Here is a 17,238-nt window from a genome sequence, read left to right as displayed (position 1 = left end):
CTTCTTTTCTTCCATTATACACCCGTTTTCCTCACGCATACATCCATTTTTTCCATTTTCGATACATTCGTCCGTTCCAATAAAAGAAATGAGATGTTATACCACCTGAGCGCAACAATTGTTTCGCCAACTTACGAATGGCGTTTTGCTCGTGCACCTTTTCATCCGATAAATATAGCCCAAGCAACCCCCGATGAATAAAGCGATGAAATTCGCGATGCGGCAACTGCGCGATATGCCGATCTGCTTCTTCAACGAAATGACATAAACGAGCGAATAGCGTTTCTTCATTTGGATAATAAAAACAAAAATTTAAATCTCCACCTTGTCGATCTTCTTCTTGATCAATCAAATAATCAAGTAAAATGTGCAGCCCTTGCACGTATGGGAAATAGCTGTTTCGTACCCGTTCAGCAAGACGTTGATCAAAAGAATCGGTACAAGCGTAAGCGACTAAACAAAAAATACCGAGCGTTGATCCAGAACAAGCGGAAAATTCATACCATTCCATTTTCGGCAACGACGCTTCATGTTGGGAGAACCATTGCTTCAGACGCGGAATCCGTTCTTCCTTCTTCACATGTTTATGTACTTGTAAGTCGCAATAATATGATGCAAGTTCATGTAAAAACGGGGCAATGATATGATAATGCCGAACTTCTGCTAATGTCTCTTGACACGTGTCGACAAGGGCATGCAAATAACCACCATCATCTTGTTCCGTACGATAGCGGTAATATGCCTCTTTTTTTGCCCCGACCGTTAACGCATGCATCATTGACTCGTGCAGCGCACGAAAATCGGTCGGATCAAGTGACGTGCTTCGATCGCATAAATTATCTAAGTAATCGCTAATCGTTTGATAAGCAACGATAAAACGAATGCATCGCTCCATCTCTTTTCCAGCAAGCAACGACAAAATCGCTCCTCCTTCACAATGAAACGTTTTTGTTGCGATGCTTGCTAACGCTTGTTTGCGCAATTCCTCGTTCGGAATCGCCTCCGCTCTTTTTTTCCAAATATCTAATTCGCGATGAACGATCGGAAAAACGCGACGATATACAGCCCGCATTAAACTAAAAGGATTTGTTGGAACGCTCAATAAGCTCACCTCTTTGCAATTGCAACGTTAAAAACGTATGGGCATATAAAAATACTTGTTCTCGCTCAAGTTCGTTAAAAATTTCATGATATAGTTTTGGCCACTCTTTATACACTTTTTCACTAACCATCAACTGATCAAACCATGATTTCACTGCACTTTTATCAACAATTTTGTCATCCCCCGCCTGCATAACGAGCATCGGAACATCTGGTAAGTGTTCAATTTTTTCATGAGCGATGCGAATGGCTTTGACTAACTCGCGATACCAACGAACAGATACTTTCGTCACATATAATGAATCGTTTTTGTCCATCTCTCGCACTTCTTCATTTCGGGTCGCCATCTCTACCGTTAATCCTGATGGAAATCGCTTTTTCGGATGAATGACATTTAAAATGCGTGAAGCGACCTCAAGTGCTTTCGACGGATAATGAACGAGCCCTAAACACGGGGACGATAAAATGACACCGCGAACAGGCAGTCGCTTTTCTTGCAATGTGCGAATGACGACAAGTCCTCCCATGCTATGACCGAGTAAAAAAATAGGCTGTTCATACACGCTTGCTTCATGCACCCAACTCGCGACCGCTTCTATATATTCGTCAAATGAATCAATATGCCCTCGTCGGCTACGCGATGTCGTTCCTTGTCCTGGTAAATCCCCTGCAACGACATGAAAACCGTGCATACGAAACATTTCAATGAGCCATTTATACCGACCGTGATGTTCGGCAGCACCGTGAACGATGACAATTGTGCCTTTTGCGTTTTCTCCTTCCCATTTCCACATAAACATCCCTCCTTTATATTTACGAATAGACGAAAAATTTGTACACTAAATATAACAAAATGAAACGAAAGGGACGAGCCAAATGATTTATCCATATAAAGAACATACACCAAACATTGCGTCTTCCGCTTTCATCGCCGATTACGTCACCATTACAGGTGATGTAACGATTGGAGAGGAAACGAGCATTTGGTTTAACACCGTCATTCGCGGAGATGTCGCACCAACGATCATCGGCAACCGTGTAAACATTCAAGACAATTGTGTCCTTCACCAAAGCCCAAACAATCCACTGATCATTGAAGATGATGTGACCGTCGGCCATCAAGTTATTTTACATAGTGCGATCGTAAGAAAAGAGGCTCTCGTCGGTATGGGTTCTATCGTTTTAGACGGTGCTGAAATTGGTGAAGGGGCTTTTATCGGTGCCGGCAGTCTTGTGCCTCAAGGAAAGAAAATCCCTCCTCGCACACTTGCGTTCGGACGCCCCGCAAAAGTAATTCGAGAATTAACCGAAGAAGATGAGCGTGAAATGGCACGAATTCGCCGCGAATATGTCGAAAAAGGACAATATTATAAGTCGCTTCAATTAAACAAACCACGCAATAAATAAGCGTGGTATTTTTACATTGTTTTATTATTGACTTAACATATATATTTTATCATAAATTCAGGGGGATTTGCTTATGTTGCGAAAATGGTACGATTGGGAGTGCAAGTTGTTTTACAGCATTAATCGTTATTTTGATCGGAAGTGGCTTAACGCGTATTTTCGCTCGATTACGCACATTGGAGGAGCGACATGCTCGATTACAACCGTATTGCTAGCCATTTGGTTGCTACGTGACGAATGGCAGGATGCTGCTATCGCGAGCGCGGTCGCATTGGCACTTAGTCATATTCCTGTCGCAATGATGAAAAAAATGTACCCACGCAAACGACCGTATATTTCACTTCATGACACAAAAGTAACAAAAAATCCGTTAACTGATCATTCATTTCCATCCGGACATACAACCGCAATATTTTCTGTCATCATTCCATTTTTACTATACGCTCCGGCATTAACGATTTGGCTCTTGCCCATCGCGTGTAGCGTCGCGATTTCGCGCATTTATTTAGGACTTCATTATCCATCTGATGTGCTTGCTGGCTGTATGCTCGGTACATTAGTTGGCATCGCTTCATTTTCTGTTCTTACTTAAAAAACAAGAAAGGAGAGCTACATCTTGTAACTCTCCCTTTTTTCCTTACTTCGCCAACTGTAACGCTTGTTGTTTTAACACTTCTGCTTTATCTGTACGTTCCCAAGGAAGATCAATATCTGTGCGGCCAAAGTGACCGTAAGCAGCTGTCTGTTTGTAAATCGGGCGACGAAGATCAAGCATTTTAATAATGCCCGCTGGGCGAAGATCAAAGTTGTTGCGCACCACTTCAATTAATACATCTTCAGATACTTTGCCTGTGCCGAACGTATCAATTGAAATCGATACAGGTTTTGCAACACCGATCGCATACGCTAACTGCACTTCGCATTTATCGGCAAGACCCGCTGCAACAATGTTTTTCGCTACGTAACGTGCCGCATACGCTGCTGAGCGGTCTACTTTCGTTGGATCTTTTCCTGAGAATGCCCCGCCGCCGTGACGTGCATAACCACCGTATGTGTCAACGATAATTTTACGTCCTGTCAACCCTGCGTCACCTTGTGGACCACCGATGACGAAACGTCCTGTTGGGTTGATAAAATATTTTGTGTTTTCATCGATCAATTCTGCCGGAACGACAGGTTTAATGACATGTTCTTTAATGTTGCGCACAATTTGATCTCGTGTAATTTCTGGATGATGTTGTGTAGAAACAACGATCGTATCGATACGTACAGGTTTGCCGTTTTCATCGTACTCCACAGTCACTTGCGTTTTTCCGTCTGGACGTAAGTACGGTAAAATGTCTTCTTTACGCACTTCTGCTAAACGGCGTGCAAGCTTATGTGCAAGAGAAATTGGTAGCGGCATAAGTTCTTTCGTTTCGTTGCACGCGAAGCCAAACATTAATCCTTGGTCACCTGCACCGATCGCTTCGATTTCTTCATCTGTCATTTGTCCTTCGCGAGCTTCTAACGCTTTGTCAACACCCATCGCGATATCTGGCGACTGTTCATCAATTGACGTCAATACTGCGCACGTATCTGCATCAAAGCCATATTTTGCGCGCGTATAGCCAATTTCACGAATTGTTTCACGAACAATTTTCGGAATATCTACATATGTAGATGTTGTAATTTCTCCACTCACTAACACAAGTCCTGTTGTTACACTCGTTTCGCACGCCACACGCGCATTCGGATCATTCGCTAAAATCGCATCTAAAATCGCATCGGAAATTTGGTCACAAATTTTATCCGGATGCCCTTCCGTTACAGATTCAGATGTAAACAGACGACGTTTAGGCATTCAAACATTCCTCCTCAGTATAGTGACAAATGATACGGTACTCATCCCTCTTATTATGGTCTATCGTGAAAAAAACCTTTCCCTCAGAGGAAAGGTTTTTGCATTTGTCTGCGCCTTTCACTCTTATCGTTCAAGGGCGTTCCCTTGCCACAGGTTAGCACCTTTTCACGTATGTGACGGTTGCTGGGTTTCATCGGGCCTGTCTCCCTCCACCAACTCGGGATAAGAGTATCCGTTCATTTCAGCATCATATCACATCGGTACAGAGCAAGTCAACGTTTTTTCTCCTGTCATAGTCTCGAAAATAAATTCAAGAAAAATACACGAATTAGTATGGACTATTTATTAAAATGTGTTATACTTTTTACATAAAGATAAATCAAACAAAGGTAGGTTTTGTCCAATGAATTCCATTGAACTGACAAACAAATTATCAACACTCTTACAAAGGGATGGGGTTTTTCATAACTTATCTGTACCGCGATTAGTAGAAAAAGTATTAACTCGCAAAGAAGGCGTCCTCACTTCGTCAGGTGCAGTTTGTGCAACAACTGGAAAATATACAGGTCGTTCTCCAAAAGATAAATATATTGTGGAAGAACCATCTGTGAAACATAAAATTGATTGGGGAACTGTCAATCAACCAATTTCTGAAGAAGTATTTGATAAACTGTACAACAAAGTGATCGATTATTTAATGACGAAAGAAGAAATATTTGTATTCAACGGCTTTGCTGGAGCGGATCCAGCTTATCGCTTGCCAATTCAAGTTGTCAATGAATTTGCTTGGCATAACTTATTTGCCCATCAATTGTTCATTCGTCCAACAACAGAAGAATTACAAACGCATGAACCACAATTTACGGTCATTTCTGCACCGACATTTAAAGCAGATCCAGCTGTTGACGGCACACGTTCAGAAACGTTTATTATCATCTCATTTGAACGTCGTACCGTGCTGATTGGTGGAACAGAATATGCAGGGGAAATGAAAAAATCGATTTTCTCTGTGATGAACTTTTTGTTGCCAGAACAAGGAATTTTTCCAATGCACTGCTCAGCAAACGTAGGTCAAGAAGGAGATGTCGCGCTCTTTTTCGGTTTATCAGGTACAGGGAAAACAACGCTTTCTGCCGATCCAAACCGTCGCCTAATTGGCGATGACGAGCACGGTTGGTCAAATAACGGCGTGTTCAACATTGAAGGCGGATGTTATGCGAAATGCATTAACTTATCACGCGAAAAAGAACCACAAATTTTCGATGCGATTCGCTTCGGTTCCGTATTAGAAAACGTCATGATTGATCCAGACACACGCATACCAAACTATGACGATGCAACGTTGACGGAAAATACGCGCGCAGCATATCCGCTTGAAGCAATGGATAATATCGTTCAACCGAGCATTGCAGGTCATCCGCATACGATTGTCTTTTTAACAGCTGATGCGTTTGGTGTATTGCCTCCAATTAGCAAATTAACGAAAGAACAAGCGATGTATCATTTCTTAAGCGGCTATACAAGCAAGTTAGCGGGAACAGAACGCGGAATTACCGCACCTGAAGCAACGTTTTCGACATGCTTTGGATCACCGTTTTTACCGCTTCCTGCAACACGCTATGCAGATATGCTCGGGCAAAAAATTGACGCTCACGGCGTTCAAGTATTTTTAGTCAATACCGGTTGGACGGGAGGCGGATACGGTGTTGGTGAACGAATGAAGCTATCTTATACGCGTGCGATGGTGAAAGCGGCGTTAGAAGGCGAATTAAACAACGTAGAAACCGTTCAAGACCCGATTTTCGGTCTGCATATTCCGCTTCACGTCCCAGGTGTACCGGACGAAGTATTACTGCCAAAAAGCACATGGGCAGATCAAGAAGCATATGACCAAAAAGCAAAAGAACTTGCGGCGAAGTTCCGTGAAAACTTTAAAAAATTCACAAACGTTGATCCACGCATTGAACAACTCGGTGGACCGATCGCAATCGAGTAGGAGGAGGTGATTAACCTCCGTCCTCTCACACCACCGTACGTACGGTTCCGTATACGGCGGTTCAATCAAGATCAGTGACGCAAGAAATTTTTTTGATTTAAGAGCATCGTTCTTCTTCCTTCCGTAAATAGCTGATCTTCTTATGCCAGTCGTCACTCCACCCTCCAAGAGATCCCCCACGGGATTCACCGTTTCCTTTCTCTTGGGAGGCACTTCGTTTTCTGTGTTCATCATGACGGACTGAAGCCAAGGGCTATTTTCTCTTGATTGTTCGGTTCTTCCGAATCGTTCTAGACCGATTCGTACGACGACCTCTGCTGACTTCTGATGGTTCAGCTACTTATCACGAAGTAGGTTATGAAGCGTACTTCACGTATCCATCAGACCTCCTCGGGTAAGAGTGCAATCTTTCCTTCCACCTGTCTGCTTCATTTACTCTGTATCACCTTCGGCAGAAAGGGCTTTGTTTTGTTTAGAAAACTCATCCAATGATACCCAACAGCCTTATATGAAGTTCGTGTTCCTCAGACCGGAAGTTTGCCGCCCGCTTCCTTCAGATTCCGCGTCACCACGGACACCCTTGCGTTAAGCTAACTGCTACTTCTGCCTTCGCAGTTCGGGACTTTCACCCTAGAGATTGCACCCATGCCGAGCGCACTAAAAGCGCCAAATAACCCTCTTTGAGAGGATTATTTGGCATGCCTAAAACATGTGGTATTCTTTTTCTTCGGCTAATGATCACAAACATGGTGTATGGATACAGCGACGCTTAACCACTAAACTTGAAGGGTGTGTAATCCTAACCTATAATCCACTTTAATTTCCTTAAAAAAGTCGCTCACAGGTGTTTTTTATATAATTCTTTATGTTACCTTATATTTAAATTTTTGGTATCCAAATATTTTAGTTCATGTCTTTCATTCACTTTCTTTCCTTTTCATGAATAAAAGAATTATGAGGAAAACAAATAAAATAAGTGTAATCCATAAGGAAATAGAGTAAGCCTTTTTGAATAACTGAATAGTCCATACTGGTGCCCAAGCATCCTCCCCTAGTAGCCAATATGCGATCACATTTGAAATTCCAATACCTTCTGTATTCGGTTTCAGTGATTGATAATAATTAAGTGCTAAACTAATACTGCAAACTATGGATACGAAAAAAAGTGCAGTAATTGTCATAAGGAGTGTTTTAGATAAATTTTTTGTTCTTCTATAGAATAAATAAGTAAAAATTAAAAGAGTAATTAACAAAATGTAATAAAAATAAAGTTCTGGATTGAACATGATTTCACTCCTAATGAAAAACTTAAGGGAAGTAGATATCTACCCCCTTTAAGATTTTTTAATTATTTATTGTTTTCCTCTTTTTTCTTCTTAACATCTTCTAATAACCAAGAAAGCGCATGGGCAAAACCATTGTCTTTTTCGTGTTTCAAGAAATATTTATCTCCTGTTGTATCAGCAAGGAAAGTAACTTGATCATTTTCAATTGCTGTTAAATCTTCATGACTCACAAAACCGTACATATCAATAAAACCAACAAACTCCGCATTGTATTCCTCTTTAAGTTGTTTTTTCACCATACTAACATGTTTCTCCTCTACGTGTGGTTTAAAGGCAAGTGTTATACGCTCATCACCTTTTACAGCACGTGCTACAAATTGTTGAGGATTAACTTTGTGTTTCTTTACAAATTCCTTTAATTCCTTAAATTCTAATGGCCGAGAAAATGTGATAGTGGTATTAATATCCTCAACTTTTTTGTTCTTAATTTCATTATTTTTTTCGGTAATAAGTTTCTTGTATTTTTCTACACCCAATTCTGTTTTCTCAATATTTTTATACTGCTCTATTAGATTCGATTTATCAAAAGTTTGTTCCACTTCTTTATCCCCGCTAGAAGCAGCATTCCCAATTTCAACTATATTAAAAGTAAAGGCCAACGCACAACCTAGTCCAGCTACTGCCAACAAAAATTTTTTGCTCCAAGCCATCTTATTGACCTCCTTAAATAGTTACTATACCCGTGGTGCTAGTTGGGTGCTAGCGCTCAATTAGTCCGAGTGTGACAAGTGAATAGACCAACAAACGCCATCGAGTGCCACTTCAAACCCTGAAATGGGGTTGGCACAAATGTTTGTAATCCGATACTGATTGGCAAGGACAGAGAACACCTCCTCAATCACTTTTCGTTTATCTTTGATCCATCCCTCCCATGGTGACGATGAGTAATGCTTCTGTTTTCTGCGAGATGGAGTCCAGAAGGTAATTTGATATTCCTTATATATCTTTATTTATAAATAATAACTATAAATAATAACCAAAAATCCCTCGTCACCCAAATTGTAGAGATGGGGAACTTGTGTCATGGCTGTTTCAGCGGCGACTCGATCGTGACAAAACGCTTCTGCCACCTCATATCCCATTGGCAATCATTGATCGGTCACTTCAAGATAGAGCTTAAATCCGTAGTACCACTTCTGTTTCGACGCACAATACCCGATGTCAGCGATACCTTAGAATTGTTGGACGCGATGCATTCTTGCATTATGGAACAACTCGATCGACATACTGTCTACGACTGCATAGGCATGGCGTTGTCCACGTTTAGCGAGCTCAGCGAATCCATTTGACCACGGAGGACAACGCTCGACACCGTCGATTGTACCGAAACCGTTCGATAAACTGTCGGTTGGTGAACAGGTTTCCCTCCACAAAGCAATGCCATGTCCGTTTAGAAGAAAAGCCCAACGGTTTTCCTAATAGATAAATGGCAATGATCACGGCATCTTCTTGTTTCACCAATGATGATTGCGGCGCTGCAAATATAGTTAAGAAAATGGTCGCATATTGTTTTTGAATTTTCGCTTGGTCTGTAAATGAAAGTGCTCTTGCACGGGAAGTCTCCTTTCGAGTGTTGACTGGCATTTTCATTATACAGGAAATCTATGGGGAAGGGCTATTTACGCGATTTTATCTAGAACCACAGGTTTTATTTATGATTCTTTACTATTAGGTTGATTTTAATTATGGTCTTCCAAGGTTATCCCCGTAAGTAATCGCACGATAGCCACCACCATTTATGCAGTTGTTGTAATCAATAAAACCTTTTTTACTCATAGCAAAGTTTAACTGTATTTCTCCGCTGTCTCCGCTATCTCCATCTCTAAAATCTTCCCAGTTTGTTGTAAAGAAATACTGTTGGGAAACTACTGTACCTAATGCAACTACTTCTGATTCTTGGTTATCTACTCCACCGTCTGTCTCGAAATCAAATTTTGGATCAGGTAAATTTGTAGTAGAAACATAAGCACTAATCTCTAAATCAAATGAATTATCAGGAACAGCCGTCATATCAACGGTAAAATATGCTGGAGAATTGTCACAACTTGTCCCAGGGTTATCTCCACCATTGTTATATTCTTTAATTTGACTAACATTATACGAATCTAAGGTAAACTTACTTTCTGTTCTAATATAGTAGAAGCCATCGTATCCAAAATACGATTTGAGACTACCTGTTCTCGGTACGTACGATCCGTTGTTGTAATTAGAGTAACTCCAAGATGTTGAATCTCCTGCTGTTTCCGCTAAAGCAGTTTCTCCTAATACGAAATTAGCAAGAATAGCAGCCAATGAAAATGTAAGTAGCTTCTTTTTCTTAAACATAATAACAACCTCCCTTAAGGTTAGTGCATTGAATGCATGTAACTATTCAGTCGCATAACCAAAGTGAGCTGAATAATTACTTTGACTTAATATTAAAAAAAAAAAAATTGTCAATATTTTTTATATTAAATTTGTTATTATAAAGGGGAAATTTAGGCTCTTCACCAAAAGTTGTACTTGATCATTTAAGATCGGTGTGCATAGAGAAAATAGAGGGTTCAAAAAATGCGAATTTTCCTGTATGGTAAAGGTGACCAAACCAAACCACTGGAGGAAAATTCGCATGTACTCTCCGTTTATCAAAGAACTCATCGATTTATCAGATGTTTTGATTCAAAAGGTACGAAAAGAAGAAGAACGTTGGATTTTCGAACTTTCTCTGCCTGAACAATGCTCGGCTTGAAGCGCACGATCAAAATGACATGCAAAAAGAAGCAATAGATGCATGGCTATGCTCAGAGAATCGGAATTTTTTGGATTGAACTTCCTGTCGAGCGCAGACGTTGTGGTGCGTGTGGCATGACATTCAGCACGTCTTATCCAGCCATCTCTCCTCGAAGTGTGGCGACGGATGCTTTTCGCAATCTTGCATCGGAACATCATTTAGGCAGTGGCTTGTATGCTCAAGCTTCCTTACACAACGGTAGAACGTTGGTTTTATATCCATGCCCCATCCTTCCTATCAAATGACATCCAACCAAAGGCGGTTTGTGTCGATGAGTTCGCTTTTCGAAAAGGGCATGACTACGGAGTGGCGGTCATGGATGCCGAAACAGGTGAAGTGTATGCCATTGAAACAGGAAAGAACGAGGAAGCCATTGGACGTGCGTTGGCTCATGTGTCTCGTTCTGTTCAGTTTGTCGTGAGCGATTTAACTCCAGCGATGAAAAAATCCATTCAAGGGGTTTGTCCAGAGGCGACACACGTGGTCGATTATTTCCATGTCATTCAGCTGTTTACAGATGCTTTAGAGCGTTGTCGCAAATATGTAGACAAATGGGGCTACAAACGCGAAAATGTTCGTTACGTTTGTCGTTTATTGAGCCAATGTCCAGAGAAGCTGATGGAGGAAGAACGTCAAATTGTACGAGAATGGTGTAAGGAAAGTGATGACTTAAAGTCTGTCTACCGATCGTTTCAACATTTTCGCTATGTGTCCAAAAGCAAAGACGAACAACAGGCGAAACGACGTTTGGAGGCTTGGATGCATCGGTATTCGTTTTGTCCTTGTTCGGTTGTGCGTGCCATTGCAAAATCACTCGTCAAACGAACAGACGAAATCATATCGTGCATGTTATCGCCTTATTCGAATGGGAAAATGGAGGGAACGAATAACAAGATCAAGCTGATTAAACGTCGAGGATACGGATACAGAAATATCCAACGTTTTGCATTGTGGGGTTGGTTAGAAACAGCTAACATACTTTAATGGCAGGGGCAAGTACATCTTCAAGTACATCTTTTGGTGATGACCCATTTTTCATATGTTCGTACAAACCATTTCATTCAATGAAACATATAGTAGTACATAGAAACAAAGAAAAGGAGGTTAAAGATGAATCAACTATTTGCGATTCCTCAATTAAAAGATATACGCCACCTTCTCCCTACTCGCTCTGGACAATCGTATAAAAAAACAACACTTGAACAAAAAACGCACATCATTATTCATCATAGCTTGACGAAAACAGGCTCGGCATTTGCGTTTGCTAATTATCATGTGAGCAAAGGATGGCCCGGGATCGGATACCATTTTGTCATTGAACAAGACGGAACGATTCATTTTTGCAACGACTTAGAAGCGATTAGCTACCATGTCGGCAACCATAACACTTATTGCATCGGCGTTTGTTTAACAGGGGATTTTCGCACACAACAACCGACGGATGAACAAAAACAATCATTGAGAACGTTATACAAAACGCTTGTAAACATCTTGCCGAACTATAAAGATGTGAAAGGACATAACGAGCTAAAAGGATACGAATGGAAACAATGCCCTTGTTTTAACTATGCGCAAGTATTAACAGAAAAAGAAAACATCGAAATGAAAGAAGAAGTCAAACTGTATACCGTCGAACGAGGAGATACGCTATGGGCAATTAGTCAAAAAACAGGAGTAAGTGTCAAAACGTTATTACGCCTAAACCCACATGTTGATCCAAGAGCATTACAGCCTGGGCAACAAATAATCATTGAAAAACTAATAAAAAAAGAAGAAGTGAAGACCCCATCACCACCATCCAATCAAACACCGAAGCAACAAAATCCAATTGAACAACTGATAAGTAAGCTTCCGAATAAAGTATTGCAATATGGCGATCGTGGTGAAGACGTTCGCATCTTACAACAAGCGCTAAATATGATCAATTTTAAATGCGGAGCAGAAGACGGAGTATTCGGCCAAAAAACGTTAGATGCCGTGAAACGAGTGAACCTTATGTTTTCAGGTGGAAATAAAAATGGCATGTATGACAAAAAAACGAAAAATTATATAATAAGCAAACTTAGAGAAAAAATGAAATAGCTTTCCATGACACGTCTCTCCTATAATAAAATATAAGGGGGGATATTTTTATGCATATGGCAGATGCGCTTATTTCACCTGCGGTAGGAATTGCGATGTGGGGGGCTACAGCAGGTGTAGCAAGCTACTCATTAAAAAAATTAAACATAGAAGCAGACGAAAAAAAACTGCCGCTGATGGGAGTGCTTGGAGCATTTGTATTTGCAGCGCAAATGATTAACTTTGCGATTCCTGGTACAGGATCAAGCGGACATTTAGGTGGCGGATTGTTACTTGCCGCTTTGCTAGGTCCTTATGCAGCTTTTTTAACGTTAGCCGTTGTTTTATTTATTCAAGCGCTCTTTTTTGCAGATGGCGGACTGTTAGCGTTCGGATGCAACGTATTCAATCTCGGCTTTTACACATGCTTTGTCGCATATCCGTTATATAAGCGACTCATTCGCCGAACAAACATATGGCTCGCTTCCATCATCGCAGCGGTCGTTGGATTACAACTCGGCGCATTTAGCGTTGTCGTTCAAACGTTGTTATCCGGAAAAGTCGAATTACCGTTTACGACGTTCACCTTATTTATGCAACCTGTTCATTTGGCGATTGGCATTGTGGAAGGAATGGCTACCGCGGCTGTCGTTTCATTTGTGATGAAAACAAAACCAGAGCTCTCAACACCGGCAAATACACCGACGAATCGTCTCATCGGGACACTCGGCTTACTCGCGCTTCTCATCGGTGGCATATTTTCATCGGTCGCTTCGTCAAAACCAGATGGATTAGAATGGTCTATTTTACGTACAGCAGGCACAGAGGAGCTGCATACAACAACGGCACTTCATCACGCGCTGGAACGTCTCCAACAATCGCTCGCTTTATTACCTGATTATAATTTGAGAAGCGGCGGCGCATCAATCGGATGGCTAGACGTCGGGACAAGCCTTTCTGGCATTATCGGTGTATTCGTTGTTGCGATCGCAATGCTTATACCATACATGATGAAAAAATGGAGAAAAGAAACGTGATACATATGTCAAATATGAAAGAGCAACGACACGATGTTCATCCGTTAAGCATGCTCATTATAACGTTTACATACATTCTTGTCGTTGCTTCATTTCACACATATGCATTTATTGAACTCATCCCTTTATCGCTTTATCCAATTGCCATGATCGTGGTGCATCGTCTTTCTATTCGTCATATCAAAAGCATACTGCTCGCCTCTTTACCGTTTATTACAGTGATAGGGGCTTCGCAGTTGTTTTTTATTCATGAACATATATCATTTTTTCATTGGCGTATCGAAGCGCGGTGGCTCGTATTTGCCACTTTGTTTGTAAAAAATATACTTGCTGTTCTTGCAGCAACGGTGTTGTTTTTGACGACACCGATCGAGCAACTTGCAGGTGCGCTCCTTTCGTTGCGCATTCCTCGTCTGCTCGTCATACAATTGCTTTTGACATATCGATATATTTTTTTATTTTTAGAAGAAGCAAAACGACTGCGTCAAGCATATATGTTGCGCGCACCGAACCATCGCGCCATCCAATTATCCGTTTGGGGATCGCTCGTTGGACATTTGTTGTTGCGAACATTTGAACGTGCCGAGCGCGTGTATGAAGCGATGACGTTGCGCGGGTTTTCTATTCAACGTATGCATATAAAAATAAAACGATGGACAATGAAAGAAATGATTTACACATATGTCACTATTGGATTGTTCATCGTTTATCGTTTGGTGGTCATATGATGATAAACGTATCGAATATTTGTTACATATACCCAGATGGTCACGAAGCCATTCGTGATGTTTCTTTTTCCGTTCAACAAGGAGAATGCATCGGCATCATTGGAGCAAACGGGGCAGGAAAATCAACGTTATTAAAACTGCTCGTCGGATTGTACATGCCACAACGTGGACGTATCGTCATCGACAATATGCCCATGTCGAAACAAACGTTACAACATATTCGTCGCATCGTTGGCTTTACATTTCAACAAGCAGACGATCAATTATTTATGCCGACCGTTTACGACGATGTCGCATTTGCGCTTCGAAATAAAGGAATGAACGAAAATGAAGTGGAGCAACGAGTAATAAACGCTTTAACGCTTGTCGGTGCAATACATGTAAAAGATCGTCCACCTTATCGTTTATCAGAAGGAGAAAAACGGCTCGTCACCTTAGCAACTGTACTTGCGATGGAACCAAACATATTGCTCATGGACGAACCGACAGCAGCGTTAGATCCGAGAGCACGACGAACGCTCATTCATCTCGTTCAATCGTTGCCACATACAAAAATGATAACAACACACGATCTCGATTTTGTACTCGAATGTTGCGAGCGAACGATTGTACTCGCAAACGGGATGATCGTATATGACGGCCCAACAGATGCTGTATTAACAAACGAACCGTTTTTACACGAACATCATTTAGAACTTCCCCTTATGCTGAGAGGGAGAAAATAAAGCGTGGCTCATTAGCCACGTTTTATTTTTTTGCTGAAAACAAAAAGCGCCGGTATGCGACGCTTATTTTTGTTTCACCATCTTTTGTTTGACTACACTATTTTCTTTCGTTTTGTACGAAAGATTATCTATATTTAGTCCGTTTCCGAGCGTTCCGTACACATACCCTTCGCGCGGTTCGATGAGTTCTGTTTGTTCATGATAAAGCCGCGGCGTTTTCCATAACGCAATTAGCGCTTTTGTCATCGGCATTTCATGATACCGTTCCGGCCATAGTTGTTTAATATATTGTTTGACGAGCGGATAATATTTTGAACTCATCGCTGGGAATAAGTGATGTTCTGTATGGTGTGAAAAGTTGAAATGCAACACATCTACCCACTTTGGAACGATGACCGTTAAGCTATTAGCTAGCGGATCGTTAACTGGAACGAGCGGATTTAAACGATGGTTCGTTGAAATATATCCCATAACGATCGCATTCCCAATGAGCAACGGAAAAACGAATGCAAAGAGCCATTTTTCTACTCCGATCATCAACAATAACCCAATCCATATCGACCATGGCAACACAAACTGCCAAAATACTGCGCGACGACTTCCTTTTTCAAACTCCTTCCAAAAATGAAGAAGCATATGAAGCGAATGAACGGTAAACATCCCTGCTAAAGACAAAAACGAAAAAGCCGCACGAATGGGAAACGGAATGCGATAAATCCAACGGAGAAAACGACTTTGAGCTAAACGTTTTATCGTCGGCCACGCATCGGGATCAAGTTCCTCATGTTGTGTATGCACATGATGTGTCGCATTATGCCACTTTCGCCATAGCTTCGGACCTGTGCAAAGCGGTAAAAATGCGATACCACCTAATAAATCACGAAGCCACGCCCGTTTGACTACCGTCCCGTGCAAAATTTCATGCCCTAAAAACCCTAATCCAGCAAAACACCATCCAATAACAACCGAAAGCAATCCGTTCCATAACCAATGGAGGTCAAATAAAGAAATCGTTACAATGCTGCTCACTAAAACGAGCATGTAAGCAAGGCCACCAAACAGACGAGACGGAACAGGACGGAACGCTTCCTCAGGCAAATACGGGGCAATGCGAGCCGCGTACCACCCGAATGAATGAAATTGTTTCATGTAACAAAAAACTCCCCTCATACGTAAACACTTCGCTTCAAAAAGAAATGAATATTCAAACATTTCCCTTTAAAGCTTATTGTCATCGTATCATTTATATTCTTGTCCTGTCAATAAAATTTATTACCTGATCATATTATTTATTTATATTATTTAGTATCAATATGAATGCAGTTGTACAATAGCGATAAATGTGTTTCAATGGAAGTAAACATACCAAATCAATTTGGGGTGAAACAGATGGGGATGCCGTTAGAGATACAAACGATGATCGTCACAAATGGAAAAGAAAAACGAATTGAACACAACTTATTTGTATTACAAAAAGAAGGTTATCGCTTATATCCACTTGACGTGCCGTTAGAAGTAAGACGAACAAAACACGGAGAAGCAACAGGACAAGCTGTCGTCAAAAAACTCGTCCTTGAAAACGGAACAACGATCGTTACATATGAATTAATTGCTTTGCACTCCATTAATTAAACCGTCGAGCGATGTGCTCGGCGGTTTTCTTTTTAGGTCATTCACACATTTTGATTAGGCGCATACGATAAAGCAAACGAAACGAAAGAGGGGAAAAAAATGCGAAAATGGGGGTTTTTGCTCGTTGCTTTTATGTTTTTGCTTTCAGCATGCTCATCTAATGATGTAAAAACGTTGCGCGTTGCGGAAGTGACTCGTTCTATTTTTTATGCACCTCAATACGTCGCAATCGAAAAAGGCTTTTTTGCTGAAGAAGGGCTTCATATTGAGCTAAATACGACGTGGGGTGGCGATAAAACGATGACGACGCTTTTATCGAACGGAGCAGATATTGCGCTCGTCGGTTCGGAAACGTCTATTTATGTGTATAGTCAAGGAGCCATTGATCCTGTCATCAACTTTGCGCATCCAAAGCAAACTTTTTAACAGGTTAGCAACACCTCGACTCATTTCTTTTCTTAACGACTGTAGTTGAGTAATTTTCATTACAATAATTACCATTTAAAAAGAGACAAACGGGGTACTCCTTATGCCACATGGAGCTGTTTTTTCACGGCATCAATGGGAATATTTTGTTTCGCTGCGCCGTAGA

The 17,238-nt window shown here is 41.1% G+C and carries 16 protein-coding genes, 2 pseudogenes and 1 riboswitch; of the genes and pseudogenes, 10 read left to right on the top strand and 8 right to left on the bottom strand.

Translation table 11 applies throughout. The features are described from left to right. Positions 1 to 31: 31 nt before the first annotated feature. Complete coding sequence (locus tag K1I43_RS03265; RefSeq protein ID WP_026011481.1) at positions 32 to 1,102, bottom strand: tetraprenyl-beta-curcumene synthase family protein; 1,071 nt, start codon at positions 1,100 to 1,102, stop codon at positions 32 to 34. After that, the gene (locus K1I43_RS03260; protein ID WP_009361602.1) at positions 1,077 to 1,895 is read right to left on the bottom strand and encodes an alpha/beta hydrolase; all 819 of its coding nucleotides are present in this window, start codon (positions 1,893 to 1,895) and stop codon (positions 1,077 to 1,079) included. Before K1I43_RS03260 ends, K1I43_RS03265 begins: the two co-directional genes overlap by 26 nt. 82 nt (positions 1,896 to 1,977) lie before the next feature. Here K1I43_RS03260 and K1I43_RS03255 point away from each other — a divergent pair, with 82 nt between their 5' ends. Further along, positions 1,978 to 2,508 (top strand): gamma carbonic anhydrase, encoded by a 531-nt coding sequence (locus K1I43_RS03255; RefSeq protein WP_009361603.1) that lies wholly within the window; start codon positions 1,978 to 1,980, stop codon positions 2,506 to 2,508. A 73-nt stretch (positions 2,509 to 2,581) separates the two neighbouring features. Beyond that, a complete protein-coding gene (locus tag K1I43_RS03250; RefSeq protein WP_026011480.1) occupies positions 2,582 to 3,100 on the top strand; it encodes a phosphatase PAP2 family protein in 519 nt (172 codons plus the stop codon). 45 nt (positions 3,101 to 3,145) lie between these two features. On the opposite strand, the gene metK is transcribed toward K1I43_RS03250, so the two are convergent. Further along, on the bottom strand, positions 3,146 to 4,351 hold the full coding sequence (gene metK / locus K1I43_RS03245) for a methionine adenosyltransferase (RefSeq protein ID WP_220382618.1): 1,206 nt from the start codon (positions 4,349 to 4,351) through the stop codon (positions 3,146 to 3,148). Between the two features lie 120 nt (positions 4,352 to 4,471). Further along, positions 4,472 to 4,580: riboswitch (SAM riboswitch) on the bottom strand. 174 nt (positions 4,581 to 4,754) lie between these two features. On the opposite strand from metK, the gene pckA reads away from it, so the two are divergent. Next, positions 4,755 to 6,347 carry a phosphoenolpyruvate carboxykinase (ATP) gene (pckA, locus tag K1I43_RS03240; protein WP_009361606.1) on the top strand — a complete coding sequence of 531 codons (1,593 nt, stop codon included), beginning with the start codon at positions 4,755 to 4,757 and terminating at the stop codon, positions 6,345 to 6,347. A 917-nt stretch (positions 6,348 to 7,264) separates the two neighbouring features. Here the strand turns inward: pckA and K1I43_RS03235 are convergent. From K1I43_RS03235 to K1I43_RS03220, 4 genes and pseudogenes are all read right to left on the bottom strand, one after another. Next, positions 7,265 to 7,633 carry a hypothetical protein gene (locus K1I43_RS03235; RefSeq protein WP_009361607.1) on the bottom strand — a complete coding sequence of 123 codons (369 nt, stop codon included), beginning with the start codon at positions 7,631 to 7,633 and terminating at the stop codon, positions 7,265 to 7,267. 62 nt (positions 7,634 to 7,695) lie between these two features. After that, complete coding sequence (locus K1I43_RS03230; RefSeq protein WP_019416626.1) at positions 7,696 to 8,343, bottom strand: hypothetical protein; 648 nt, start codon at positions 8,341 to 8,343, stop codon at positions 7,696 to 7,698. Positions 8,344 to 8,392: 49 nt separating this feature from the next. Continuing rightward, positions 8,393 to 9,246 (bottom strand): annotated as a pseudogene (locus tag K1I43_RS03225) (IS982 family transposase). Positions 9,247 to 9,376: 130 nt separating this feature from the next. After that, positions 9,377 to 10,018: a hypothetical protein gene (locus K1I43_RS03220; protein WP_019416625.1), complete on the bottom strand. Its 642-nt coding sequence runs from the start codon at positions 10,016 to 10,018 to the stop codon at positions 9,377 to 9,379. A 283-nt stretch (positions 10,019 to 10,301) separates the two neighbouring features. Here K1I43_RS03220 and K1I43_RS03215 point away from each other — a divergent pair. The 5 genes and pseudogenes from K1I43_RS03215 to K1I43_RS03195 all read left to right on the top strand — a co-directional run bounded on the left by K1I43_RS03215 (position 10,302) and on the right by K1I43_RS03195 (position 15,014). Then, a pseudogene (locus K1I43_RS03215) lies at positions 10,302 to 11,447 on the top strand (ISL3 family transposase). A gap of 126 nt (positions 11,448 to 11,573) precedes the next feature. Continuing rightward, positions 11,574 to 12,545, top strand: a complete 972-nt coding sequence (locus K1I43_RS03210) for an N-acetylmuramoyl-L-alanine amidase (protein WP_019417386.1) — start codon at positions 11,574 to 11,576, stop codon at positions 12,543 to 12,545. 50 nt (positions 12,546 to 12,595) lie between these two features. Further along, positions 12,596 to 13,561 (top strand): energy-coupling factor ABC transporter permease, encoded by a 966-nt coding sequence (locus K1I43_RS03205; RefSeq protein ID WP_019417385.1) that lies wholly within the window; start codon positions 12,596 to 12,598, stop codon positions 13,559 to 13,561. Positions 13,562 to 13,566: 5 nt separating this feature from the next. Continuing rightward, positions 13,567 to 14,289, top strand: coding sequence for an energy-coupling factor transporter transmembrane component T family protein (locus tag K1I43_RS03200; protein ID WP_238148446.1), 723 nt, complete (start codon positions 13,567 to 13,569; stop codon positions 14,287 to 14,289). After that, positions 14,286 to 15,014, top strand: a complete 729-nt coding sequence (locus K1I43_RS03195; RefSeq protein WP_238148398.1) for an energy-coupling factor ABC transporter ATP-binding protein — start codon at positions 14,286 to 14,288, stop codon at positions 15,012 to 15,014. The genes K1I43_RS03200 and K1I43_RS03195 overlap by 4 nt, the downstream gene beginning before the upstream one ends. Before the next feature lie 63 nt (positions 15,015 to 15,077). Here the strand turns inward: K1I43_RS03195 and desB are convergent, their stop codons facing one another. After that, positions 15,078 to 16,163, bottom strand: coding sequence for a Delta(10) desaturase DesB (gene desB, locus K1I43_RS03190; protein ID WP_026011608.1), 1,086 nt, complete (start codon positions 16,161 to 16,163; stop codon positions 15,078 to 15,080). Positions 16,164 to 16,403: 240 nt separating this feature from the next. Here desB and K1I43_RS03185 point away from each other — a divergent pair, with 240 nt between their 5' ends. Continuing rightward, positions 16,404 to 16,646, top strand: coding sequence for a DUF2584 domain-containing protein (locus K1I43_RS03185; RefSeq protein WP_019417381.1), 243 nt, complete (start codon positions 16,404 to 16,406; stop codon positions 16,644 to 16,646). Between the two features lie 99 nt (positions 16,647 to 16,745). After that, positions 16,746 to 17,072, top strand: a complete 327-nt coding sequence (locus tag K1I43_RS03180) for an ABC transporter substrate-binding protein (protein ID WP_019417380.1) — start codon at positions 16,746 to 16,748, stop codon at positions 17,070 to 17,072. Positions 17,073 to 17,238: the final 166 nt, after the last annotated feature.

Source organism: Anoxybacillus sp. ST70 (genome assembly GCF_019553625.1).
GTDB classification, from domain to species: domain Bacteria; phylum Bacillota; class Bacilli; order Bacillales; family Anoxybacillaceae; genus Anoxybacillus; species Anoxybacillus gonensis.
The sequence above is the reverse complement of the archived record's forward strand: the minus strand, read 5'-3'. Positions and strand labels throughout refer to the sequence as shown.

What these genes read in the sequence shown, in the direction of transcription:
- K1I43_RS03260 (WP_009361602.1), bottom strand. Translation starts at nt 1,895, where the DNA reads ATGTGGAAATGGGAAGGAGAAAACGCAAAAGGCACAATTGTCATCGTT.
- K1I43_RS03255 (WP_009361603.1), top strand. Translation starts at nt 1,978, where the DNA reads ATGATTTATCCATATAAAGAACATACACCAAACATTGCGTCTTCCGCT.
- K1I43_RS03250 (WP_026011480.1), top strand. Translation starts at nt 2,582, where the DNA reads ATGTTGCGAAAATGGTACGATTGGGAGTGCAAGTTGTTTTACAGCATT.
- metK (WP_220382618.1), bottom strand. Translation starts at nt 4,351, where the DNA reads ATGCCTAAACGTCGTCTGTTTACATCTGAATCTGTAACGGAAGGGCAT.
- pckA (WP_009361606.1), top strand. Translation starts at nt 4,755, where the DNA reads ATGAATTCCATTGAACTGACAAACAAATTATCAACACTCTTACAAAGG.
- K1I43_RS03235 (WP_009361607.1), bottom strand. Translation starts at nt 7,633, where the DNA reads ATGTTCAATCCAGAACTTTATTTTTATTACATTTTGTTAATTACTCTT.
- K1I43_RS03230 (WP_019416626.1), bottom strand. Translation starts at nt 8,343, where the DNA reads ATGGCTTGGAGCAAAAAATTTTTGTTGGCAGTAGCTGGACTAGGTTGT.
- K1I43_RS03220 (WP_019416625.1), bottom strand. Translation starts at nt 10,018, where the DNA reads ATGTTTAAGAAAAAGAAGCTACTTACATTTTCATTGGCTGCTATTCTT.
- K1I43_RS03210 (WP_019417386.1), top strand. Translation starts at nt 11,574, where the DNA reads ATGAATCAACTATTTGCGATTCCTCAATTAAAAGATATACGCCACCTT.
- K1I43_RS03205 (WP_019417385.1), top strand. Translation starts at nt 12,596, where the DNA reads ATGCATATGGCAGATGCGCTTATTTCACCTGCGGTAGGAATTGCGATG.
- K1I43_RS03200 (WP_238148446.1), top strand. Translation starts at nt 13,567, where the DNA reads ATGTCAAATATGAAAGAGCAACGACACGATGTTCATCCGTTAAGCATG.
- K1I43_RS03195 (WP_238148398.1), top strand. Translation starts at nt 14,286, where the DNA reads ATGATGATAAACGTATCGAATATTTGTTACATATACCCAGATGGTCAC.
- desB (WP_026011608.1), bottom strand. Translation starts at nt 16,163, where the DNA reads ATGAAACAATTTCATTCATTCGGGTGGTACGCGGCTCGCATTGCCCCG.
- K1I43_RS03185 (WP_019417381.1), top strand. Translation starts at nt 16,404, where the DNA reads ATGGGGATGCCGTTAGAGATACAAACGATGATCGTCACAAATGGAAAA.
- K1I43_RS03180 (WP_019417380.1), top strand. Translation starts at nt 16,746, where the DNA reads ATGCGAAAATGGGGGTTTTTGCTCGTTGCTTTTATGTTTTTGCTTTCA.